Raw genomic sequence first — 19,710 nt, forward strand, 5'->3', positions numbered from 1 at the left:
TTAAAAGCCCCCTGCTCTATAGGAAAAGGGGGCTTTTAATTTGAATTACAATCTTAATAAGATCTTGCACTTCTCTTCTTATCTCTATACTTTTTATAGATTGGATACACAACTGGTCCCCATTTAATCAAAGTTTTTATAAGTCGTTTCATGCAGGTACCTCCCTGTAATTTCTTATCATTCAATTCCCACAAATACATAATCATAAACTATCATTCGAGAGGATCTGCTTTTTTTCCATATTTAATGACTTCGTAAATAGCCAATCCATCACTTGGCTGCCCTTTCCCTGTTTTAAAGGGGAATAAAGAAAAGAAGATGAAATAGACAGAGAAATAGACAAATTGATAAAAAAATATATGAGTTGGCAATGCTTCCCGATAAATCAAGAAATTGATCAGAAGTATTACCAAAAGGTTAGATAGGCTGCCTGCAAGATAGATCAGGATATGAACCCATTTTTTATCATATTTCAATTTTCCATATTGACACCAGCCATCCATGAAATACAATTTCTTTACTTCCAATGGTCCGATTGAAAAAAGCGTTTTGCCTGCCCCCAGGGCGAAATTAATTTTGGCTCCGAACACTCTGGCGACCAAGACATGCCCTGCCTCATGAACTAATGTTACCAATGGCAACGTTAAGAAAAACGCAAGAAAAAAAATCCACATATCATTAAGTGTAAACAAATCCATAACCCCCGATTTTAATTCATCTCCATCTGTATTACCAAATGTTCTTTTCCCTAAGCTTATATACTGGGATTTTAATTGATTCGTAACACAATATTCATAGAGAAAAATAATACAGTCAGATAATGGAATGAAAAAAGAGCCCTTTTACAAGGACTCTTCTTCTAATGGCTATAAAATTAGAACACGAGAGTTACTTTGAATTCAGTTCTTTATAAGCCTGAATAAAGGGACGAGGATCTTGTTTTACATGAAAACTGTGGACTCCCTGATTAGTATGCAAATATAGGAAACCTTGTTCCGGATTCAGGGATTTGTATGACACATCAAAGACATTTTTCATCAAAAAGGTTTTTGTTGAACAATCGATTCTCTCAGTATACATACGTAACTCATGCTCTGTTTCTTCTGACGACTGGATGTGGTCCTCAATTTTTCTAGTGACCACGTAATAAGGATGGCTTGTAATCAGGTGCTTCAAAGACTATCACTAGGAAACTTTATTCCAATCTGTTTCCGTGCTTCTTCCAGTATAGACATCGTGTCTCTGGATAGTTGGAAGGTTTGCTTTGCAGATTCTTTCTTTCCATTTTTGATGAGGTCGATAAACTCACATATTTCATAATACATTGTGTTACCTTCCTGTTCCACACTTATATCTTCAACAGAACCGTTCCTATAATGAATTTCTACCTTTTGAGGATCTGAGATGCTGTCGATGATAAAACTGCCGTCCTCTCCCTGTATCTCCGAGGGTATGGTTGAATTGGTAATTTTGGAATACATCGCGACCGCTTCCATTCCATCATACTTAAAAAGGATGGTCCCTTCTCCATCGGCTCCTGTCTCCAGTAACATTCCTTGTGCAAAGATGCTTTGTGGCATCCCGAATAATGTCAGGACAGGAACGATACAGTAGATGCCGATATCCATTAAAGAACCGTTCCCCAGCTCAGGTTTAAAGGCATTGAGGACCGTGCCGCTTCTATATGCATCATACCGTGAAGAATATTGATTTTTGACTGAAACAACCCTTCTGACTTTTCCAATCTTTGACAGGTTGTCCTTTATTGATTGAAAGCTGGGAATGAACGTAGTTTTCAGGGCCTCCATAAAAAGTACATTATTTTCTTTAGCAGCCTGGATCATCTTATTTAACTCATCACTATTCACTGCTGCAGGCTTTTCACAAAGAACGTGTTTTCCTTTTCTCATAAAGATAAGGGCCTGCTCTGCGTGCAAAATATTTGGACTTGCTATGTAAATTGCGTCAAACGTATTGCTTCGCGCCATTTCATCCAGGTCGGTAAAAGTATATTTCAAGCCATATTTATCGGCAAACTCCTTAGCTCTTTCTTCTGTCCTGGAATAAACGGCCGTCAGTTGAAAATCACTGACCTTACCGGCAGCCTCCAGGAATCGATCTGTAATCCAATTGGTTCCTATAACTCCAAAGCGAATCATATAAAGCCCCTTTCTACTATCTGCTCTAATGGTTGATAAACACACTTTATCACTTTTTACTTATGGGGTGAAATTATACACATTGCAAAATGACACAAACTTTTTATAATTATTGGAGATTTCTTTTCATATATTTAACCGATGTGACTCAGACAGGTTCATGTTTTGTAAGACATTCTGTCCGGTAACGCAGATTTTCGGAAACCTTTTTACCTCACAAGAGCATGCAGAATTTCAAGAGGTTAAAGAAAGCTGTTTTTCGAACTATATTGTTGCTATCTGAAAAATCCAAAGAGCCGGATTTTTCCCTGGAGACAAGTGCTTTTTTCTCTGAACAAGGTGAATAGCTCTTTTCTTGCTTGCTTACCCAGCATATTTTCCATGAATAAAGGCATATCTTTTGAAGGTTATATTAACTAGCACAAAGTTTAAGAAAAGAGCCTAAAGAAAACATAAAGGAGTGTCATTCCCCATGAGCAGAAATGTTTTTGCTGATAAGGCCCTTTACGAACATCGCTTTTGGCTGCAGATACTTGGAGATCATGCAAGATTTATGCGCGATACACTTTCACCGGTTGAGAAAGAAGAGATTGAACAGGCTGAACAATTCATTACTGTCATGGATCAACTCCTTCAAATGGCCAGACAGCCTTTATCAGGGCAGAAGCTCGATGATTTGACTAAGATGGCTGCTAAACAGACGGAAAAGCTCAGGACATTCAAGCTTTCTCTTATCAAAAAGAAATTGACAGGCAAAATTGTCATAGGACTGGGTGAAACCTTCCTAAACCACATGGTAAACGAGTTAGAGGAATATATAAACATCCTTGACCACCTGCTTAAAAAACAGGAAGTTCCGGATTTCCATCCTGTACACCATCACCTTCTTTGGCTGGCTGATGCTGCAGGACACGCAGGTGCCATCAATGACAATCTTGACTTGAGTGAGAAGAAATTAAAAGAAAAAGGGTCAGCCTTCCAAAAGGATTTCGAAGCGTTCTATTTGAAAGCCATCGAACTCGCTGGATACCTGAGGACCGGTCTGATGGAATTTCCAGCATTATCGAAGTTCAATGAAGATGTAGAACTCGAGATGAAAATCTTCAAAAGTTTCCTTGCTGAATTGGAAGAATGGGAAATGAATCATAAACTGCTTGGGTCATTTTCAGCTTTGATGGCTGATCATATGGCACGGGAAGAATGCTATTACCTTTTCAAATTATATGAAACAGCCGGAACGCATCTCCCAGACTGTGACCCTACAGCTCCACGTGTAAAAGCCTGACCACTTCACCGCTTTAAACCACTAAGAGGGACAGTCCCTTGTTGCGCTTTAAAGTGGTAAAGCCTCCTGAAAGGCCCAAGCTTATTGGGCTTTTTCATTTTCTGCATTTGATGATTCTTACCCCCAATTGATCCTTGTATTTCTTTAGATATTCTTCATGGCGGTCGAGCATGTCATGGATATCGTCTGGAATCTCTTCGGATAAATCAAATTCAATAACCGGTTCTGGTGATAACATCGGAAAATCCGGCTTATCAATTTCTACAATTGTGAAGCCGGCTGCTTCTGCACACTTCTGCCATTCTTTTTCATTGAGTAAGTGCCTCACTCCATAAAAGGTGCTCAATTCCTTACGGGCTTCCGAGGATAGTTCTTGTTCAACAGTCATTTCCACTGCGAGGAAGAGCCCTCCTGGTTTTAAAATCCTTTCCACTTCAGAAAGCACGAGTTTTTGGTCTACAAAAGATAATACGGACTCGCTCGTAATCAAATCAAATTCCTGATTTGCAAAAGGCATCTCTTCTGCCTGGCCGTTAATCAGTTGTACTTCTGCTCCAGCAGCCAGAATTCTTTTCCCGGCTTTTTCAAGCATGACAGGATGATTTTCCAAAGCCACAACTCTGCTTCCGAACATCTCCTTAATGAATACAGCTGTTTGTCCTGTGCCGCACCCTATATCCAAGATGGACATCCCATCCGTTATTTCTTCCCTGAACATCAGCTCCTTCGTCAGCAGGATTCCCCCTGGATGTGCTCCTCCTATTCCATACAATGCTAAAAAATCAAGATAACTGCCCATACCTCTATCCCCTTTTCCCAGTCAATTTTTCAATCTTCTCTGCCAAAACAAGCAGCTAAGAGCTTCGGCTGGTCAAATCTAAACACTTTTCTTTAATTATTTAATGAAATGAGAGGCAAATAGGTGAAAGAACAATCAACCTGTCCCATGCATGAATACATTGAATATATAAGAAATAATGCTGAAGGGAGAGTTCTACATGCCGTATTACCACTTATGCTGCCGTTACCATGGTCAGGTCGTCAGAATCAATGACCGTTTCGGCAGAACCCATATTGGAGAAATCACAAGAGTGACGAGAAGCAAAGTATTCATTCGCCCCGTAAGGCCAAATCAAGGTTATGGATACTACGGCGGAGGATATGGTTATTATGGATTTGCGTATGGTATTGCTTTAGGTGCTATTACAGGACTGGCACTTGCTGCTTTCTTCTGGTAGATCTGCCTGAAAGGAGTCTTACCTCATGGCTTGCTTTATCAATAAAGTCATTATTCATAAAATCAGCGGAGGGGAAGTCACATTCGGCGCGCCACTGAAACAATCACCTGTTTCCAGTTCCAAAAGCACGACTGGCTCTGGATCAGGAAATACAGGACCATTCCAAATAACATTCAGTGGAATTTCAGTTTCAACATCTATTCAGACACCTGAATGACCGCATCTCAAGACAATAAAAAAACAAGCTTGGGCCCAAGCTTGTTTTTTGCATTTACCAACTATGGATATACACTAAGTAAATCATCATAATACCTGTATCAGCTAATATATGACTGACTACGGGTGCAGCAAGTGATCCCGATTTATGTTTAAACAGCCCCCAAACGAGTCCTGCAATAAAGACTGGAATGACAGCAAGTACATTAAACGGCCAATTAAATAGTTCTACCATGGAAAGTATATGATAAAAACTGTAAAAAAATGAAGAAGTAATAATCGCCATGGCCGGAGACATTGACACTTTTAATTCTTCAAAAATGAAATTTCTCCAGTAGTTCTCTTCAAGATAGGGATTCAGGATGATAAGAACCGCGATCAACCCCCATACCATTTTCCCATTAAAGTTCCATTCCTCCAATAGTAAACCAATAATTTCCAGTTCGATTATTGAGGAAAATAAAAACGACACACTTGCAAAAATGATCAGCAAGAAAGCGAGTCCGCTCGCTGTCCCCAATAATACAGAATTCCTAGTGATGCGAATTTTCCATTCAGAATGATTTTGATTGGTTAAACTGAAATACACCGGTACAAGCAGAAGCCAACCATAGAATAATCCGAAAGTCAAAGGGACATTTCCGTAAATGGTCAAACCTATGAAGATCATTAGTGTCGGACCGATAAGTAGTACTAGTTTCTTCATTCCACACCTCTGCAGCATACTTTAGTCTTTTTGTAAGCGTTTAATTATGTTTTAAGAATATATATGCAAATAGAACTATCCAGTTAAGCAAGAAAGAAAAGAGCTCCTCTTCCTGTTCGGAGCGAAAAGATCTTGTGCCTAGGGGAAAAATCCGGCACTTAGGATTTTTCTTGAAGCAACAATCTATACGAATACAGCCTTTTGGAAAGCACTCTTCGTAGACGTAGCTGCTTTTGTTAGATAAGGTTGATTAGAAACAATAAAACTTGCGAAAATAGGCTTTAAGAATAAACGACTATTCCTCAATATTGTAACATTTACTTGGTGGAATTTGGCTTATTTGCAGAACGTTTTATCCGTAGTGACATTCCTTTCATTTCAATGACAGCACCTGAACATTAACCATCCAGCAGGATTTTAGTCAATTAAAAAAGGACAGGACCAGCGAATGGTCCCATCCTTTTATAGTAATATTTACATTTGCTCACTCTGATTCAATCTTCAGGGTGTTTCGGCTTCTCAGGATCCTTTTGTGGATCAATATCCTGATTATTTTCCTTTTTTTCTTCTTGTTCTAAAGAGAGGTTGTCTTTTTCTTCTTGTTCTTTGCTCATGGTTTATCCTCCTTTATTATTATCATTCATTTTGGTAATTCCCCACAACCTCTTTTGTCAAACAAAAAATTATTCTACAAAAACTCCTTTGCTTGAGTAAACGCACTTTCGTTCAGGTTGGCAAAAGCACCCGGCAATTTACAAATAAACCAACATTCATCTCGACACATATTCATTACCGGATATCCAGAATCTGTATGGATAATCACGTGCCTCCCCGGAATTACCGATTCCAATACGCCCCCCGGTCGATATACTGACCGGCGAATATCCTTCAGCAATAAAAAGCGGGCTTTTAGTGAAATGACCTCCATAATCCTCCATGTTGATCCCCATCGCCTTAGTCAGTTTGCCCGGACCATTCGTAAGTTCCCTGCCTTGCTTAGGCCTCCTTTTCAACATTAACTCTTTTCCTTCAGCCGGTTCCACAGCTCTTATCAGAACAGCTTCCGGTTTTCCAGGTGGTCCGCTCACAACATTCACCAGACAATGGGTATGCATGACATACGTATATACTCTTCCAGCTTCTGCAAACATAATTTCTGTTCTTTTCGTCCTTCTATTGTTAAAACTGTGGGCCGCACGGTCTTCCGGTCCCAAGTAGGCTTCTGTTTCTACGATATAACCTGAAGTGGTGCCTTCACTTGTTTCTTTAACAAGCAAACATCCCAGAAGTCTCTTGGCCAGTTCGAGTGTCGGCAGTTCATAAATCTCCTGAGGTAAAAGGTTAAATGACTTTTTTATATTCATTTTCGGCAGCTCCTTTCATTTTGTGAATGAAACCATATCGATTGTGAAAAATAAAGACAATACTTTATTCAGAGTGGTGTTAAAGAGAAGTCTATTTGCGAACATGAATAAGTGATTTACCCGTGGGTGGAGTAAAGATACACCAGAAACAACTTGGAGACCATTTAATGAGCAGTAGGTTACCGGTCATTGTTAGTGAAAGATGAAGTTATATATTCAAGCGTACCACTGATTACAGGCTAATAACCATCTGTAGGCGGAATGTGTAAGGAATCCTTGTGGAAACCCATGAACTAATCGTCTGAGATTATTATCCGAAATTGAATTATAAGTGCATGCCTCTACATGGATTCGCAATAGAGAAGTAATTTTAACGGAGGTCAGAATATGGATATCAATATAGAAAAATTGGCAAAAGAAATGCCGGAATTCACAAACCATCAGGAAGCAAGTGATTGGTTTGGAGACAAGTTTCAAGGTCAGTTTGTTTTTAAAGAAAAGGATTTTATAAACGAGGTACCTACTTACTTTTATCACATTGTCAAAGATGTAAATAGATATAACCGCTATATGAATGCACTTGTGCAAGAGGAGAGCGATATTGATTCATTGAATACTTTTTACAGCTACACAACTGTCTCAATTACCGAAGATGGTAATGTGGAGATCTCTTTATGAATTTAGCATAAATTCGTGTATGTCAAAACTAAAAAAGGGAAGCTGAGCAACTCAGCTCCCCTTCCCTTCATTTATCCCTAAGTATACCGTCTTAAGCTTTCGTTCAACAGCCTTTCCATCTACCTTTTCAACAAAATAGGCAGCTGCATGAGATCGTGAACTCACGATTTTTTCAAGCTTTCCATCAATAAAATGCAGTGCAGCCCCGTCATCTGCTGCACATCCTGCGCTAAGTTCATCAGAAGTTATGAATGAATTATAGGATGGGCGCCTCTCTAATTCACCGTCGTAGTGGGGACAATTACTTCCTTTTAAAAATCCCAGTGCTTTCAGTGGTTCCAAACCATCTCCATAAGAATCTGTCACGCCTTCTTCGAACCAGCAGATACTTCCTGCACTTATCCCAGCAAGCACAACCCCTTTAGCCAGAGCTTTATGTAAAATACGGTCAACTCCCCATTCTTTCCACAGAATCAGCAGATTTTTTGTGTTGCCTCCTCCAACATAAATGATATCCTGATCTAATAAAAACCCTTCTATATCCCTTGTGTGAGGCTTAAATAGCGACATGTGGGAAGGGGTACAGTCCATTTGCTTGAAATACTGATAAAATCGTTCAATATAGCTGTCTGCATCACCGCTAGCTGTACCAATAAAACAAATTTTGGGAGATGCAGCAGCAGCCTGGCTCAATATATATGTATCCAGAAGGTCGTTCTCGGGTTCCATGGAAAACCCTCCCCCTCCCAGTGCAATGATCTGTTTCATGATTTCCTCCTTCCGCGCCTAACTAATTTAAATACTTCTGATTGGTTTCAATATACCTCAGTAAATCAAGTTCCGGATGTTTTTTATCAAGACTGTAGATATACTCCAAAAAATACTGGCTGCCAAAAGTATACACCACCTCTGGAAACATCTCACTGATCAAAAGCAGTTCTTTCCTGCTGGCCTGTTCCATGAATTGAATGGTTTTCTCTTCGTCTTGAAGTAATAAATCAAGGAGACGCTGAAGAGTGTTCTCCATCCCCGGATCATCATCATCCATAAGGGCAATCTTCCCAAGTACATTCCTGACACTTTCGATAAACATCCTATCACCTCCCCTTTTATCTTCTCATTTGTTATATATGTCTCATTAAACTGTTAGGTTCAATTACTTTCCTTCAATTCATCTGTAAAATGCTTTAAAATTTTTGCTGTCAGACCCCAGATGACTCTATCTTCATAAAAGTAAAAGTATTCATCAACTTTTCTTGTCTGCCAATTATAATTTTCTCCACCCGCAATCAAATCGAGCGGAAAGTCCTCTTCCGGCTCAATCGTAAAACCGACTTTATATACATTAGGCTCATTTGACATAAAAAATGACAAAGGGACTGTGAAAGTTTCTGCAACTTCACTAGGATTTGGTCTTATGTCTGCATTCTTTTCCAATACAGCTACATACGGAAAAATGAAAGTCCCGAAAGAAGAAACAATATAATCCATTGGATAGATATCGGATAAATTTTCCTCACCGATGCCTAACTCTTCACATGTTTCTCTTATAGCAGTAAACTTTTCAGTTCTATCTTCCTTATCCACTTTTCCGCCCGGAAAACAAATATCCCCCGGCTGCCTTCTAAGCTGCTCTGAACGCACTTCAAAGAGGATATGAATATCCTCATTTACTTCTATCAGCGGCAACAGGACGGAAAATCGATAATAGTCATTGCTTCCCAATATTCTAGGGGTACGGTTATGGAACTTACCTTTAATTTTTGCTAAATCCATTTACTCACCTCTTTCACTTCCTTTACCCTTTTTGTGTTCCTGGTAAAAAATTTGTTTGATAAGAAATCAAGAATCTTGTCTTAGAAATTGATACAAATGGAATTTTTATGGAAAAATCGTGAAGGTTTATAAACCCGAAGCGGGCATCTTTTAGTAATTATCTTTTTTATACATTTTTTCATTCATAAATATTACCCTGATTTCCGCTCCAGGTGCGTGACGTCCCGCAAATCCCGCAGAAGGTCACACACCTGCCGATCCAAGCACAGCAATAAAACCAAAGGAAGATATGCACTTTCCAAAGTTATAAATGGAAGCTGATCAGATTTTATAAATCAAATTAAAGCTCATCCAGTACTTTCCTGATTATTATACAACTTCTTTATGTATTTCTTGATTAGAACTTTTTATCCTGCTTTTTTTGACAATTATATAAGAAGGATTCTAAACCTGCTTCGAGAACAGGTTTATGGGTGGTGAAATCCAGAAATAGTATAAGAAGAATAGAAAAGGAGTTGTTTTAATGATCAAGCAATTTGAAATTTCCACTTCGAAAAGAGATGAGATGATTGATATAACCGAGGATGTTCAAGGTTGGATTGATGAGCAGGGGATTCAGGATGGAATCGTGATTGTGCAATCTATGCACACGACGGCTGGGATTACGGTGAATGAGAATGCCGATCCTGATGTAAAAACAGATTTCTTGATGAGATTGGATGAGGTATTTCCATGGAACCACAAGAAAGACAGACACAGAGAAGGAAACACTGCAGCCCACTTAAAAACAAGTACTGTCGGCCACTCTCAGACACTTATCATTTCAGGAGGAAAAATCCTTTTGGGTACCTGGCAAGGAATATATTTTTGTGAATTTGATGGCCCCAGGTCGAGAAAGTTCATATGCAGACTTACTAAATAAGGAAACGGTGTAAAAGTATATTCTCTCCCGTTTTTCCACAACCTATTTACCGATAAGCTGTTTGATAGAAATGCTTATCCAAAAGGAAATCGATGATTTATTAAAAGGAAGTGATCAGTTTGGATCTTGATTTACTTTGGAAAGCGATCCTGATCGTGCTGGGAGGTACATTGCTTTTACGAGTAGCAGGAAGGAAGTCCATTTCACAAATGAGCCTTGCACAAGTTGTAATCATGATCGGTTTGGGCTCTTTACTTGTTCAGCCTATTGTTGGGAAAAGTATTTGGTCCACTCTAACCGTTGGACTGACGCTAGTGCTTACATTGGTTGTCATGGAGTTCGTTCAAATAAAAAATGACTCTTTGGAAAAATTCATAACAGGACAATCAAAGGTCGTTATTCATAATGGTACCCTGCAAATAAATGCTTTGAAGAAAATGAGGTTAACCGTAGATCAATTAGAAATGAAATTGAGACAATCTCAAGTCAGCGATATATCTGACGTTCAATATGCCACGCTGGAACCGAACGGACAGTTGGGGTTCATCTTGAAGCCAAATAAACAGCCGGCAGTTAAAGAGGATATTTCACAAATTAGACAGGAATTAGAGCTGCTCACACAGATGCTTAACAACCGGTTGGCAGGTATCCCCGTCCAGGCACCCGGGAATAATGGCCTCCCCATTCAACAGCCTGCCAGCTATACAGCTTCTGCCGCTTCCCCTCAGAAAAATATTTTTGAGGAAGTAGAAAATCAAGGTCACATGAGTGAACCTCCAAATGATTTGCAATAAAGCTGACTCTCGTTCAATGGCCTGAACGAGAGTTGGACTTTTGTTTACATAATAATATTACATTCTCTTATAGTATTCTGCCTTCAATAAAGAAAATACCACCGTATCATGATACCTTTCTCCATCAAAGTCTGTTTGCCTGAGAGTCCCCTCTTCCCTAAAGCCTTCTCCCAGAAGCAATTTACGCGAGCCTTGATTTTCGGCAAAGATATCTCCGACCACCCTGTTTAATTCGAGCTCGTTAAAACAAAAAGACAAAATTTCAGGCATGAGCTCGGTCATAACGCCTCTTATTTGAAATTCCCTTGAGATAACAACACCCATCTCAGTCTTTTTATGCCAAAAATTCAGCTTGTGCAACCGAAAGATTCCAATAATCCTATCCGTAGACTTCTCTTTGATAACCCAAGGTATTTCATTCTGATCTTGAAACCCTTTCAATGACTCACGAATTGTTTCTGTTACTTCCGATACTGATTCTGGGGGATGAGGAGTCAGAAACTTCATTGTTTCTCTGTCCCCAAGAAAGCTAAACATCTGCGATGCATACCTTTCTTTCATTGCAGTCAAATAATAATGATCTGTTTGAATTTCAGGTATATCAAGTATTTTACATACATGAGTATTTTTCATAGTCAGCTCCTCTATTTCTTTCCAATCTTAACGAGTCGGTCATTTTGATGGATAATGACGATCTTATCCCCTATGTTGTAATCAAGATACTTATCACAATCAACTTCAAATATTTTTTTATTGCTGAATTCCATCGCGCATTTCTTCGCTTCACTTTCTTCAACTTGAATTTCTTTTTTTGATTTGATTCCTGTCGCCACAGACGATTGACTTGGAGCAAAATATTTTTCCATCACTGTCACTTTATCTTTTTCGAGGCTGTTTCGGTCATTTTTTGAGTAATGGAATAATAACGCAAGTATGCCGCAAAGGACGATGATAATAATAATTTTAATGTTTACCTTGTTCATTTCTACTCTCCCCATCAAGAAATAACAGCAACTTATGAATATTTCCTGAAGAAAAGATATATGACTGGAACATAAAAAATTATTTTCATCTAATTAATTTGTTCGATGACTCCTCCTCTTTTCCTTCATTTTTTATTAATCCGGTATGATTTAACAATCATTAATTTCCGGTTGTGCACCATACTAATAAAGAAAATTTCTCTGGAAGGAATGATGAAATGACACTGACACAACAACAACTGTCTGCCTTCCGCTCAACTTTAAAAGAACTGGAAAAGAACATTAATAAAAGACAGGAAGATAACGACAAGTTTGACTTGAATCAAGGGCACCCGCATGAAACCACTGGAGAATTATCGAGTTATGATAATCATCCAGGAGACGAGGGAACTGCCTTATACGAACGAGAGAAGGACATTGCCCTCCACCAGCATCTTGATTATGAATTGGAAAACATTCAAAAAGCTCTGACGGCAATGGATAAAGGCAACTATGGGAAGTGCATGGTTTGCGGGCAGGAGATTCCTGCAGAGAGGCTCGAAGCTATCCCAACGACCTTATACTGCAAGGAACACAGTCTTGATCAAACTGTCTCTCATAACCGCCCCATAGAGGAAGGTGTCCTACTGCCTCCTTTCGGTAAATTTTTTATGGACGAAAAAAATGAAGATACAGCCTTTGACGCTGAAGATTCATGGCAGGCAGTCGCAGAATGGGGTACATCTGAATCACCATCTGCCCTAATGAATCCGCCGGATAATTACAATGACGTTTATGTGGATTATGAGGAAAATGTCGGGTATACCGAAGAATTTGAAAATTTTGTGGGCACTGATATTGAAGGCAGGAATGTAACCGTTTATCCAAACAAACAACATGAAAAGTATGAAGATGCCTTAGATGAAGAAGGAACAATGACAACATTTGGTGATTTGCCCGCTTATGAGCACGACCCCTATGTGGAAGAATAAAAAATGAGGTGAGTTTAAATTGGTGAAAAAACAGGGAGCAAAATCAACAGAACTTGCCGGCAGAACATACGAAGCTGCCGACTATAATAAAAAGGATGAGTTGTCCCAAGGTCTGGCAATGACTCACGAGCAGGCTAGTGACAGCCTTACTGAAGGCACCATAGACGGAAAAATTGATGATATGGATAAAGGCCTTCAACGTTAGTACACACACGAAAGTGCAAAGAAACATATGCACTTTTATGCTACTGAGGAGGAACTATACTATGGTCAATACTGACAAAGGCAAAGTTGCACAATTGTCAAAAGAACACCAATCGAGCTATCCAGGAAATAAACATATTAAACAGAATGCGGGAAGTAAATACGGACCGCAGCGCACCGAAAATCAACTGCCGATTGTCCTGGAAGATGATTAATACTTCATTACTTTAACGCACTGAAAGGGACTGCCCACGGGTGTTGATTAACCATAATATGTAAAACAAACGGTATCATTAGACAAAAAAAGCCACTCTCTTTTAGAATGATTGTTACCGCTAACAACACTAAAAAGGAGAGTGGCTTCATTGACTAACTTTAACAAATTATCAGAGGTACTTCAAACGTTCATTACTGACGAAGAGGTGGAAAACCTTTGTGAGAAGTGGGGTTATCGTGACACCGCAAGAAAATTTTCCACCCGAGATTTGGTACGCTTCTTTGTCATTTCTTCTGCGAAAGATTGGAAAAGCTTTCGAGATGCCGAAACCAAGATGCCACAGGAAGAAAGTTTGCCTTCCGTTGACCACTCGACCCTCGCTAAAAAAGCTCAAAACGTCCCTTATCAGATTCTTCAAGAATTGTTCTCTCGTTTAGTCAATCGCTTAGGACGTGGAATGCGCCGAGCACTGTTCAAGCCCTATAAACTATTCGCGGTCGACTCCACAACCATTACGTTTCAACATCCAGATATGAGCTGGGCGGGTTATACCCGTACTCGCCACGCTATTCGTCTCCATACAAAGTTCGATGTAGAGGAAGGGCAACCGACCCAAGTCATCCCTACAACTGGGCGGCACCACGATGTCATGATGGCACCCAAGTTGTATGAAGACACGGAACCTCTTTCCATTATCACCGCAGATAGAGGATATGCACGGACGCGAGACTTTGAGAACTTACAGGAAGACAATCAATTTTTTGTGATTAGAGTCGCTAGCTCTTTCTCTTTCTCGGAAGAGATCGAACACAGTGTCCCTCTTGATGAAGAGGGCAGTGTGAAGGAAGACCTGACAGCCTTTATCGGAAAACGCACCCGCAAAACAAAATATCGATTCAGGTTGGTTACCTTTACCGACAACGAAGGAAACAAAATAAAAGTAGCGACAAACTTAATGATGATGTCCCCTGAAGACATTGCTTATATCTATAAGCTTCGCTGGCAAATCGAGTTGTTTTTCCGTTGGGTAAAAGGCAATCTCGATCTTTCCAATCTGTTTGGAAATTCACCGAATTCTGTCTATAGCCAAGTTTATGGAACGCTTATTAGTTACTTCCTTCTACGCTGGATTTACAATGAAACACAGGAAGATTGGGCCATCTTACACTCTTTCACTTTCATAGAATTCACACGTCGTTACGTGGCATACACCTTACCTGTGGAGGTAAGGTGTGCCATTAAATCACTCTTTCAACGAAGGGGAAGTCTGTGCCAATCACTTGGAAAAATATAGCTAATCAACACCCGTGAGGGACTGCCCCTTTCAGTACGTTAATTGGTTAAAGGCCCTGTTTAGCCTCTCTCCTGACGGGTAATTAGTTAATATGAAAGATATTAATAACTTTGAAAGGAGAATCAACATGGCAAACAGAAATGAAAAGAAACTTCCGTACAAAGGAATTAATACTGAAAAGAATAATGGTCTTTCAAGTACTCAGGAGGTTCTTTACGCAAAAGAATTTAAATCTGCAACCAAAGAAGGCTATCCAAGTGAAGTAAAGAAGGATAATCAGTGAGACGAATAATGACAGGCTGGGGATATTCCTCCAGCTTTTTTAATTCCTCCAAGTTGATTACATACCGGACAATTGGGGTAGTGAATCTGTAAATACGTTAAGGAGGAAACCCATGGAAACTACTATGACTTTGTTCTTGCAATTCTTTTTACTTGGTGCGGCCACATTATTTCTAAGCGGACTTATCACTTTTCTTATGCCCAAACTACCCTTATCAATCATAATCTTGTTCAGTTCAATGGCTGGGTACATATTTACAGCATCCAACCAATTGACCGATCTAATTATCATAACAGCAGTACTCAATTCATTCCTGGCTGTTACCGCTTCTTGGATTGTTAACTACGGACAGTTCATCAGAAAAATCTCTGAGAAATACAAAAATGTCACAGCATGATGAAACGGGTGCCATTCACTCCTTAATTTGAATGGCACCCGTTATTAATTTTTAATACCGATAACCGCGCTTAGGATCATTATCAAGAAGTTCAGCGCCTAAATAACCTGCACCGAGCCCCAATAAGCCTGCACCTAATGTTGAAAGTCCTCCTCCAGGACCGTATCCAGGGCCCCCGTAAGGATTTCCATATCCAGGACCATACCCTGGACTTCCATACGGACTTCCGTAGCCAGGTGTGCCAAAACTGTTGTATCCTGGATTTTGAAATGGACCATATCCTCCGCCAAATCCAGGCATTCCATATCCTTGACTGGAGCCAGCTCCATAACCTCCCGGATAACCTGTGTTTCCATAAGGAAACTGTCCGTAGCCTCCAGAAGGATAGAAAGAATTCTGTCGCTGGTTATATATATTTCCATATTGCATTTAAGCATACACTCCTTCAATTAATGTTGATCGTACAGAGTTATGTATATGCTTTGTAACAGTATTTCGATATTAATATATAGGATGTTTATTCAGGCTCCCCTTAGTGAATTTATATTATAAAGAATAAATAAGGAGGAGATGATCCATCATGAAAAAACTAAATAAAAAACCACTTACAATGCTTTTTTGTGCAAGTGTGTTCCTGGCCGGCTGTATGGAAGAAGGCCGAATGGATCCCCAGGAAGAAGATGTAGATGTTGTGGACCCTGGTTTAGGTGAAGATGAAAATGAAGATGGAGAAAATGAAAGTAACTAATTCTAAAGTAATCAGCTTAACTTTTCCTCCCTTTTTCCAGCCAATGGCCAGATCTCAAGCACTTCCTGAATGTTCCAAATTACTTTTGCCTTTTAAAAAAAATTATTAAAACCCCTTCCTTTCTAACCAGCAACAGTGTTATATTTGGAAAGTATTTTTTAGGATTAACTTAAAAAGGGGTACTTTCCATGATAGATATATTGTTAATATTTGCTTTACAGTTGATATACGTGCCTATTCTGACTTTAAGGACGATCTTCCTTGTGAAGAATATGAGTGTGGCAGCGTCATCCTTTGGCTTTCTTGAAGCTCTGATATACGTTTTTGGCTTAGCATTGGTCTTCTCAGGTGATCAGAGTATTGCCAGCATGCTGGTGTATGCACTCGGATTCGGAATAGGTTTATATATCGGCAGCAAAGTTGAAAACAAACTGGCCATTGGGTACACAAGCATTGTGGTGAATTTAATGGATATTAATGAAAAATTAATTGAAATCCTGCGTAATGAAGGCTTTGGGGTTACAGTTTTTGAAGGTATGGGAAGGGACAGCAAACGGTACCAACTCGAAATCCTGACAAAACGAAACCGTGAAGATGACCTTCTTGAAATTGTCGAGGAACACGAGCCGCGTGCTTTTATCATCTCTTATGAACCACGCCGATTCAAAGGTGGTTTCCTTGTAAAGGCAATGAAGAAGAGGATGAAAAAGAAACGTGAAGTATCTTCACGAACAACTCAATAATCTTACAGCATAAATTCAAGACCCTCTTGTTGTCCAAGAGGGTCTTTTTGGTTTATTTCCGACACGCTGAGGAAAAACAAAGGACATAGAGACAGAAAGGAGATTTGCCATGTTTTTTTCGAACTTTGATACTATTGAAAGAACAATAATAATTGGACTATGCGCCTATGTTTCCCTGGTCATCCTGCTTAGAATTTCAGGTAAACGAACGCTTTCCAAATTGAACGCTTTTGATTTTGTCATAACGATTGCAATGGGGTCCACTCTATCCTCTATCCTTATTAATAAAAAGGTTACCTTGGCTCAAGGAACGACAGCCTTCATTATGTTAATCGGTCTGCAATATGTTATTGCAAAACTGGCTGTCAATGTTTCCTTTATTAATAAGCTTATTAAGTCAGAACCTAAGATTCTGTATCTTGACGGAGAATACCAAAGTCAAGCGATGAAAAAGGAACGAGTGCTGAAGAAGGAAATATTTCAAGCAGCCCGCTCCCAGGGCATCAGTTCAATGGATGAAATTGATGCCGTTGTACTGGAGTCAGATGGTTCCATATCAATCATTAAGAAGTCCGAACAGCAGAGCAGGGAGACTCTGAATGATGTCCAAGGGTTTGAGAGATGAAACATAGAAAGTCCGCCTCAGGAGTTACCAGACCGAGGAATCCCTAACCTATAAATGACATAAACAACGTCCTGTGAAATGACACAGGACGTTGTTTTATTTATCAAGGGTTATTGCCCTGCAATTGGTGAATATCTGACTAATATGAACTTTTGTTAACACTGCAGTACTTTAAAGCGCTAAGAGGGACTGTCCCTCTTAGTGCTTTAAAGGATTAAAGTTTTCCGATGTATTTCAGCTCGTCTGGAGAAAGGCTGTCTGCGCCTCCGTCTATGACTTTCTGTACTCCAGCCAATGTGGATTCTACTGGGACATATACACCCTCTTGATTGGTGATTAGCTCCGCTACATAGAAAGGTTGTGTTAAGAAAGCTTCGAGCCTTTGGCCTCTATTATATAGCTCGATTTCCGACTCAGGGATTTTCATTTCTCCAATATTGTTGACTAATACTCGGATCTCCCTATATCTTCTTAGCATCTTTTTTGCACGACGCTGAATTGACAGGTGGTTATTATCCAGCAAAGCATCCTCCAGCAGAGTGGAAACTGCTTTTACGGGATGCACAGCCGGGTACAATTGCCTGGTTGCCAAGTCTAAATCAAATGGAATTAGTGTATCCAGTGGACCATAGGGATCATTCTCATCAACAGCTTCTCCGCTCGGGTCGTATAAGAATGTAGTGATTTCAGGAAAACCTGATTGTTCAAATCGGTCTCCCATGTCGAATAAATCACCTGTTTTAACGATGGCTCGGTCTGCCACAACGACTGCATCTTCTTTTTTATCCATACTATTCAGCAGCTCAAATACTTCATGAGTACTCTTACATACATGATCACATGCAGCTTTTGCTTCCACCACATCCGGAACAATTGAGTCCGCTTCAATAAAGATCATCTTGAACCCTTTCCCCTGCAGTCTGACAATCAGTTCATTCAATAAAACTAATTGCCCCATCTGAGCTCTGGCAACAAAACCAACTCTCCCCCCTTTTACTATCGGACAAAACAAATCAACCACTTTTATGCCTGTTTCAATCATTTCAAGGCGGCTGCCGCGTATCAGCAATTCATCGAGTGTACAGTTCGCTAAAGAAGCGAGTGCAACTAAAGTCTTCACTTCGGCCCTCCCTACTGGAATTTTCCCTGTACATAAATTTGAAACCGTAGCCGGTCGTAAGCCGACAGCTTTAGCAGCTGAGGTGAGATTAGGAACACGGCGGCGTAAAAGTGCTACATTCAGTTTGATATTGCTATTCACTTTCCATCCCCCTTTTCTTACTTCATATAGTAATTAATAATACTTCATTAAACAAGCTGGAAACTCTATTCAATTTATAAATCTTACTAGTTGCGATTTCTCATCCAGTGTGGATAATGGATAGGGATTGGAAAAAACCAAGAAAAGAAAGGATGACAGGAATGGCTTGGATTTATCTTGTCATAGGGGGAGTTTTAGAAATCGGTTGGGCCATCGGGATATCTTTTTCAGATGGGTTTACAGACTTGACCCCCAGCATCATAACAATTCTTCTCCTTTTAATCAGTTTTTACTTTTTTGCGAAATCAATGAAAATGATACCAATAGGTACAGCTTATGCCGTGTTTACAGGAATAGGGGCCGGTGGAACCTCCATCATTGGAATGGTTTTTTTAGGTGAAGAAATCAGCCTGATAAAAATTGGATTCATCAGTTTGCTCATATTCGGTGTACTTGGACTTAAATTCAGCTCCAATGAAGAAGAGAAAAATGAACCTCAGAATTTGGAGGCGAAATAAATGGCTTGGTTTTACCTAATAACAGCAGGTTTGTTCGAGGTTCTTCTCGTTACTATGATGAAACTCTCTAATGGATATAAAAGAATTATTCCAACAGCCCTCGCCATCTTGTCTGGCGGAATAAGCTTTTATTTACTTTCTCTCGCACTCGTTTCTATTCCAGTAAGCACAGGCTATTCTGTTTGGACCGGTATAGGTTCAGCAGGAGCCGTTATTGCAGGAATGATCTTTTTCAATGAAAAAAAAGAATTCAAAAGAATTTTTTTCATCGGATGTATCGTTATCAGTGTGATTGGGCTAAAAGTCTTTTCTTGAAGGGACACATTTA

Annotated in this window: 30 protein-coding genes; 17 read left to right on the forward strand and 13 right to left on the reverse strand. The window is 39.6% G+C overall.

Annotated features, from left to right (window positions below):
• Positions 1 to 212 precede the first annotated feature (212 nt).
• Both BSG1_RS03835 and BSG1_RS03845 read right to left on the reverse strand, forming a co-directional pair.
• Positions 213 to 698 (reverse strand): site-2 protease family protein, encoded by a 486-nt coding sequence (locus BSG1_RS03835; protein WP_006835544.1) that lies wholly within the window; start codon positions 696 to 698, stop codon positions 213 to 215.
• Positions 699 to 1,172: 474 nt separating this feature from the next.
• Complete coding sequence (locus BSG1_RS03845; RefSeq protein WP_006835546.1) at positions 1,173 to 2,159, reverse strand: Gfo/Idh/MocA family protein; 987 nt, start codon at positions 2,157 to 2,159, stop codon at positions 1,173 to 1,175.
• 472 nt (positions 2,160 to 2,631) lie between these two features.
• On the opposite strand from BSG1_RS03845, the gene BSG1_RS03850 reads away from it, so the two are divergent.
• The gene (locus tag BSG1_RS03850; protein WP_006835548.1) at positions 2,632 to 3,444 is read left to right on the forward strand and encodes a DUF2935 domain-containing protein; all 813 of its coding nucleotides are present in this window, start codon (positions 2,632 to 2,634) and stop codon (positions 3,442 to 3,444) included.
• A gap of 94 nt (positions 3,445 to 3,538) precedes the next feature.
• On the opposite strand, the gene BSG1_RS03855 is transcribed toward BSG1_RS03850, so the two are convergent.
• A complete protein-coding gene (locus BSG1_RS03855) occupies positions 3,539 to 4,243 on the reverse strand; it encodes a class I SAM-dependent methyltransferase (protein ID WP_006835549.1) in 705 nt (234 codons plus the stop codon).
• Positions 4,244 to 4,442: 199 nt separating this feature from the next.
• Here BSG1_RS03855 and BSG1_RS03860 point away from each other — a divergent pair, with 199 nt between their 5' ends.
• Together BSG1_RS03860 and BSG1_RS03865 are read left to right on the forward strand one after the other, a co-directional pair.
• Positions 4,443 to 4,682 carry a hypothetical protein gene (locus BSG1_RS03860; protein ID WP_044022365.1) on the forward strand — a complete coding sequence of 80 codons (240 nt, stop codon included), beginning with the start codon at positions 4,443 to 4,445 and terminating at the stop codon, positions 4,680 to 4,682.
• A 25-nt stretch (positions 4,683 to 4,707) separates the two neighbouring features.
• On the forward strand, positions 4,708 to 4,899 hold the full coding sequence (locus BSG1_RS03865) for a spore germination protein (RefSeq protein ID WP_006835551.1): 192 nt from the start codon (positions 4,708 to 4,710) through the stop codon (positions 4,897 to 4,899).
• A gap of 54 nt (positions 4,900 to 4,953) precedes the next feature.
• Here BSG1_RS03865 and BSG1_RS03870 read toward each other — a convergent pair whose 3' ends face one another.
• From BSG1_RS03870 to BSG1_RS03880, 3 genes are all read right to left on the reverse strand, one after another.
• Positions 4,954 to 5,604, reverse strand: coding sequence for a CPBP family intramembrane glutamic endopeptidase (locus BSG1_RS03870; protein WP_044022366.1), 651 nt, complete (start codon positions 5,602 to 5,604; stop codon positions 4,954 to 4,956).
• Between the two features lie 494 nt (positions 5,605 to 6,098).
• A complete protein-coding gene (locus BSG1_RS03875) occupies positions 6,099 to 6,218 on the reverse strand; it encodes a hypothetical protein (protein ID WP_006835553.1) in 120 nt (39 codons plus the stop codon).
• Between the two features lie 156 nt (positions 6,219 to 6,374).
• Positions 6,375 to 6,962, reverse strand: a complete 588-nt coding sequence (locus tag BSG1_RS03880; protein ID WP_044022398.1) for a DNA-3-methyladenine glycosylase — start codon at positions 6,960 to 6,962, stop codon at positions 6,375 to 6,377.
• A gap of 393 nt (positions 6,963 to 7,355) precedes the next feature.
• On the opposite strand from BSG1_RS03880, the gene BSG1_RS03885 reads away from it, so the two are divergent.
• Positions 7,356 to 7,646: a hypothetical protein gene (locus BSG1_RS03885; RefSeq protein WP_006835555.1), complete on the forward strand. Its 291-nt coding sequence runs from the start codon at positions 7,356 to 7,358 to the stop codon at positions 7,644 to 7,646.
• 51 nt (positions 7,647 to 7,697) lie between these two features.
• On the opposite strand, the gene BSG1_RS03890 is transcribed toward BSG1_RS03885, so the two are convergent.
• The 3 genes from BSG1_RS03890 to BSG1_RS03900 are packed head-to-tail and all read right to left on the reverse strand — an operon-like array spanning position 7,698 to position 9,422.
• Positions 7,698 to 8,414, reverse strand: coding sequence for a Type 1 glutamine amidotransferase-like domain-containing protein (locus BSG1_RS03890; protein WP_006835556.1), 717 nt, complete (start codon positions 8,412 to 8,414; stop codon positions 7,698 to 7,700).
• A gap of 22 nt (positions 8,415 to 8,436) precedes the next feature.
• Positions 8,437 to 8,739: a hypothetical protein gene (locus BSG1_RS03895; protein WP_006835557.1), complete on the reverse strand. Its 303-nt coding sequence runs from the start codon at positions 8,737 to 8,739 to the stop codon at positions 8,437 to 8,439.
• Between the two features lie 59 nt (positions 8,740 to 8,798).
• Positions 8,799 to 9,422: an NUDIX hydrolase gene (locus tag BSG1_RS03900; protein WP_006835558.1), complete on the reverse strand. Its 624-nt coding sequence runs from the start codon at positions 9,420 to 9,422 to the stop codon at positions 8,799 to 8,801.
• 523 nt (positions 9,423 to 9,945) lie between these two features.
• Here BSG1_RS03900 and BSG1_RS03905 point away from each other — a divergent pair.
• The gene (locus tag BSG1_RS03905) at positions 9,946 to 10,344 is read left to right on the forward strand and encodes a secondary thiamine-phosphate synthase enzyme YjbQ (RefSeq protein WP_006835559.1); all 399 of its coding nucleotides are present in this window, start codon (positions 9,946 to 9,948) and stop codon (positions 10,342 to 10,344) included.
• 119 nt (positions 10,345 to 10,463) lie between these two features.
• On the forward strand, positions 10,464 to 11,138 hold the full coding sequence (locus BSG1_RS03910; protein ID WP_044022367.1) for a DUF421 domain-containing protein: 675 nt from the start codon (positions 10,464 to 10,466) through the stop codon (positions 11,136 to 11,138).
• 57 nt (positions 11,139 to 11,195) lie between these two features.
• On the opposite strand, the gene BSG1_RS03915 is transcribed toward BSG1_RS03910, so the two are convergent.
• A complete protein-coding gene (locus BSG1_RS03915; RefSeq protein ID WP_006835561.1) occupies positions 11,196 to 11,771 on the reverse strand; it encodes a GNAT family N-acetyltransferase in 576 nt (191 codons plus the stop codon).
• Between the two features lie 11 nt (positions 11,772 to 11,782).
• Positions 11,783 to 12,121: a hypothetical protein gene (locus tag BSG1_RS03920; RefSeq protein ID WP_044022368.1), complete on the reverse strand. Its 339-nt coding sequence runs from the start codon at positions 12,119 to 12,121 to the stop codon at positions 11,783 to 11,785.
• Between the two features lie 218 nt (positions 12,122 to 12,339).
• On the opposite strand from BSG1_RS03920, the gene BSG1_RS03925 reads away from it, so the two are divergent.
• From BSG1_RS03925 to BSG1_RS03940, 6 genes are all read left to right on the forward strand, one after another.
• The gene (locus tag BSG1_RS03925; RefSeq protein ID WP_044022369.1) at positions 12,340 to 13,092 is read left to right on the forward strand and encodes a TraR/DksA C4-type zinc finger protein; all 753 of its coding nucleotides are present in this window, start codon (positions 12,340 to 12,342) and stop codon (positions 13,090 to 13,092) included.
• A 22-nt stretch (positions 13,093 to 13,114) separates the two neighbouring features.
• Positions 13,115 to 13,297, forward strand: a complete 183-nt coding sequence (locus tag BSG1_RS03930; RefSeq protein ID WP_232214193.1) for a YozQ family protein — start codon at positions 13,115 to 13,117, stop codon at positions 13,295 to 13,297.
• Positions 13,298 to 13,358: 61 nt separating this feature from the next.
• Positions 13,359 to 13,511: a hypothetical protein gene (locus BSG1_RS20735; RefSeq protein WP_006835565.1), complete on the forward strand. Its 153-nt coding sequence runs from the start codon at positions 13,359 to 13,361 to the stop codon at positions 13,509 to 13,511.
• A gap of 141 nt (positions 13,512 to 13,652) precedes the next feature.
• Positions 13,653 to 14,807: an IS4 family transposase gene (locus BSG1_RS03935; protein WP_232214187.1), complete on the forward strand. Its 1,155-nt coding sequence runs from the start codon at positions 13,653 to 13,655 to the stop codon at positions 14,805 to 14,807.
• 127 nt (positions 14,808 to 14,934) lie between these two features.
• Positions 14,935 to 15,090 (forward strand): YfhE family protein, encoded by a 156-nt coding sequence (locus tag BSG1_RS20095; protein ID WP_156791390.1) that lies wholly within the window; start codon positions 14,935 to 14,937, stop codon positions 15,088 to 15,090.
• A 112-nt stretch (positions 15,091 to 15,202) separates the two neighbouring features.
• Positions 15,203 to 15,487, forward strand: coding sequence for a hypothetical protein (locus BSG1_RS03940; protein WP_044022370.1), 285 nt, complete (start codon positions 15,203 to 15,205; stop codon positions 15,485 to 15,487).
• Positions 15,488 to 15,538: 51 nt separating this feature from the next.
• Here the strand turns inward: BSG1_RS03940 and BSG1_RS03945 are convergent, their stop codons facing one another.
• A complete protein-coding gene (locus tag BSG1_RS03945; protein ID WP_156791391.1) occupies positions 15,539 to 15,916 on the reverse strand; it encodes a hypothetical protein in 378 nt (125 codons plus the stop codon).
• Positions 15,917 to 16,067: 151 nt separating this feature from the next.
• Here BSG1_RS03945 and BSG1_RS20740 point away from each other — a divergent pair, with 151 nt between their 5' ends.
• The 3 genes from BSG1_RS20740 (at position 16,068) to BSG1_RS03955 (ending at position 17,603) form a co-directional block, all read left to right on the forward strand.
• A complete protein-coding gene (locus BSG1_RS20740; RefSeq protein ID WP_006835571.1) occupies positions 16,068 to 16,235 on the forward strand; it encodes a hypothetical protein in 168 nt (55 codons plus the stop codon).
• 188 nt (positions 16,236 to 16,423) lie between these two features.
• Positions 16,424 to 16,978 carry a DUF2179 domain-containing protein gene (locus BSG1_RS03950; RefSeq protein WP_006835572.1) on the forward strand — a complete coding sequence of 185 codons (555 nt, stop codon included), beginning with the start codon at positions 16,424 to 16,426 and terminating at the stop codon, positions 16,976 to 16,978.
• A 109-nt stretch (positions 16,979 to 17,087) separates the two neighbouring features.
• Positions 17,088 to 17,603 (forward strand): DUF421 domain-containing protein, encoded by a 516-nt coding sequence (locus BSG1_RS03955; RefSeq protein ID WP_006835573.1) that lies wholly within the window; start codon positions 17,088 to 17,090, stop codon positions 17,601 to 17,603.
• Positions 17,604 to 17,817: 214 nt separating this feature from the next.
• Here the strand turns inward: BSG1_RS03955 and BSG1_RS03960 are convergent, their stop codons facing one another.
• A complete protein-coding gene (locus BSG1_RS03960; RefSeq protein ID WP_006835574.1) occupies positions 17,818 to 18,864 on the reverse strand; it encodes a helix-turn-helix domain-containing protein in 1,047 nt (348 codons plus the stop codon).
• A gap of 161 nt (positions 18,865 to 19,025) precedes the next feature.
• On the opposite strand from BSG1_RS03960, the gene BSG1_RS03965 reads away from it, so the two are divergent.
• Entirely contained in the window at positions 19,026 to 19,382 is a 357-nt protein-coding gene (locus tag BSG1_RS03965) for a DMT family transporter (protein WP_044022371.1), read from the forward strand.
• Positions 19,383 to 19,697 (forward strand): DMT family transporter, encoded by a 315-nt coding sequence (locus BSG1_RS03970; protein WP_006835576.1) that lies wholly within the window; start codon positions 19,383 to 19,385, stop codon positions 19,695 to 19,697.
• Positions 19,698 to 19,710 lie beyond the last annotated feature (13 nt).

The sequence above is a fragment of the Bacillus sp. SG-1 genome (assembly GCF_000181495.1).
Taxonomy (GTDB): Bacteria; Bacillota; Bacilli; order Bacillales; family Bacillaceae_B; genus Rossellomorea.

Excerpts from the sequence above, each read along its gene's own strand:
- BSG1_RS03835 (WP_006835544.1), bottom strand. The coding sequence starts at position 698 with ATGGATTTGTTTACACTTAATGATATGTGGATTTTTTTTCTTGCGTTT.
- BSG1_RS03845 (WP_006835546.1), bottom strand. The coding sequence starts at position 2,159 with ATGATTCGCTTTGGAGTTATAGGAACCAATTGGATTACAGATCGATTC.
- BSG1_RS03850 (WP_006835548.1), top strand. The coding sequence starts at position 2,632 with ATGAGCAGAAATGTTTTTGCTGATAAGGCCCTTTACGAACATCGCTTT.
- BSG1_RS03855 (WP_006835549.1), bottom strand. The coding sequence starts at position 4,243 with ATGGGCAGTTATCTTGATTTTTTAGCATTGTATGGAATAGGAGGAGCA.
- BSG1_RS03860 (WP_044022365.1), top strand. The coding sequence starts at position 4,443 with ATGCCGTATTACCACTTATGCTGCCGTTACCATGGTCAGGTCGTCAGA.
- BSG1_RS03865 (WP_006835551.1), top strand. The coding sequence starts at position 4,708 with ATGGCTTGCTTTATCAATAAAGTCATTATTCATAAAATCAGCGGAGGG.
- BSG1_RS03870 (WP_044022366.1), bottom strand. The coding sequence starts at position 5,604 with ATGAAGAAACTAGTACTACTTATCGGTCCGACACTAATGATCTTCATA.
- BSG1_RS03875 (WP_006835553.1), bottom strand. The coding sequence starts at position 6,218 with ATGAGCAAAGAACAAGAAGAAAAAGACAACCTCTCTTTAGAACAAGAA.
- BSG1_RS03885 (WP_006835555.1), top strand. The coding sequence starts at position 7,356 with ATGGATATCAATATAGAAAAATTGGCAAAAGAAATGCCGGAATTCACA.
- BSG1_RS03890 (WP_006835556.1), bottom strand. The coding sequence starts at position 8,414 with ATGAAACAGATCATTGCACTGGGAGGGGGAGGGTTTTCCATGGAACCC.
- BSG1_RS03895 (WP_006835557.1), bottom strand. The coding sequence starts at position 8,739 with ATGTTTATCGAAAGTGTCAGGAATGTACTTGGGAAGATTGCCCTTATG.
- BSG1_RS03900 (WP_006835558.1), bottom strand. The coding sequence starts at position 9,422 with ATGGATTTAGCAAAAATTAAAGGTAAGTTCCATAACCGTACCCCTAGA.
- BSG1_RS03905 (WP_006835559.1), top strand. The coding sequence starts at position 9,946 with ATGATCAAGCAATTTGAAATTTCCACTTCGAAAAGAGATGAGATGATT.
- BSG1_RS03915 (WP_006835561.1), bottom strand. The coding sequence starts at position 11,771 with ATGAAAAATACTCATGTATGTAAAATACTTGATATACCTGAAATTCAA.
- BSG1_RS03920 (WP_044022368.1), bottom strand. The coding sequence starts at position 12,121 with ATGAACAAGGTAAACATTAAAATTATTATTATCATCGTCCTTTGCGGC.
- BSG1_RS03925 (WP_044022369.1), top strand. The coding sequence starts at position 12,340 with ATGACACTGACACAACAACAACTGTCTGCCTTCCGCTCAACTTTAAAA.
- BSG1_RS20735 (WP_006835565.1), top strand. The coding sequence starts at position 13,359 with ATGGTCAATACTGACAAAGGCAAAGTTGCACAATTGTCAAAAGAACAC.
- BSG1_RS20095 (WP_156791390.1), top strand. The coding sequence starts at position 14,935 with ATGGCAAACAGAAATGAAAAGAAACTTCCGTACAAAGGAATTAATACT.
- BSG1_RS03940 (WP_044022370.1), top strand. The coding sequence starts at position 15,203 with ATGGAAACTACTATGACTTTGTTCTTGCAATTCTTTTTACTTGGTGCG.
- BSG1_RS03945 (WP_156791391.1), bottom strand. The coding sequence starts at position 15,916 with ATGCAATATGGAAATATATATAACCAGCGACAGAATTCTTTCTATCCT.
- BSG1_RS20740 (WP_006835571.1), top strand. The coding sequence starts at position 16,068 with ATGAAAAAACTAAATAAAAAACCACTTACAATGCTTTTTTGTGCAAGT.
- BSG1_RS03950 (WP_006835572.1), top strand. The coding sequence starts at position 16,424 with ATGATAGATATATTGTTAATATTTGCTTTACAGTTGATATACGTGCCT.
- BSG1_RS03955 (WP_006835573.1), top strand. The coding sequence starts at position 17,088 with ATGTTTTTTTCGAACTTTGATACTATTGAAAGAACAATAATAATTGGA.
- BSG1_RS03965 (WP_044022371.1), top strand. The coding sequence starts at position 19,026 with ATGGCTTGGATTTATCTTGTCATAGGGGGAGTTTTAGAAATCGGTTGG.
- BSG1_RS03970 (WP_006835576.1), top strand. The coding sequence starts at position 19,383 with ATGGCTTGGTTTTACCTAATAACAGCAGGTTTGTTCGAGGTTCTTCTC.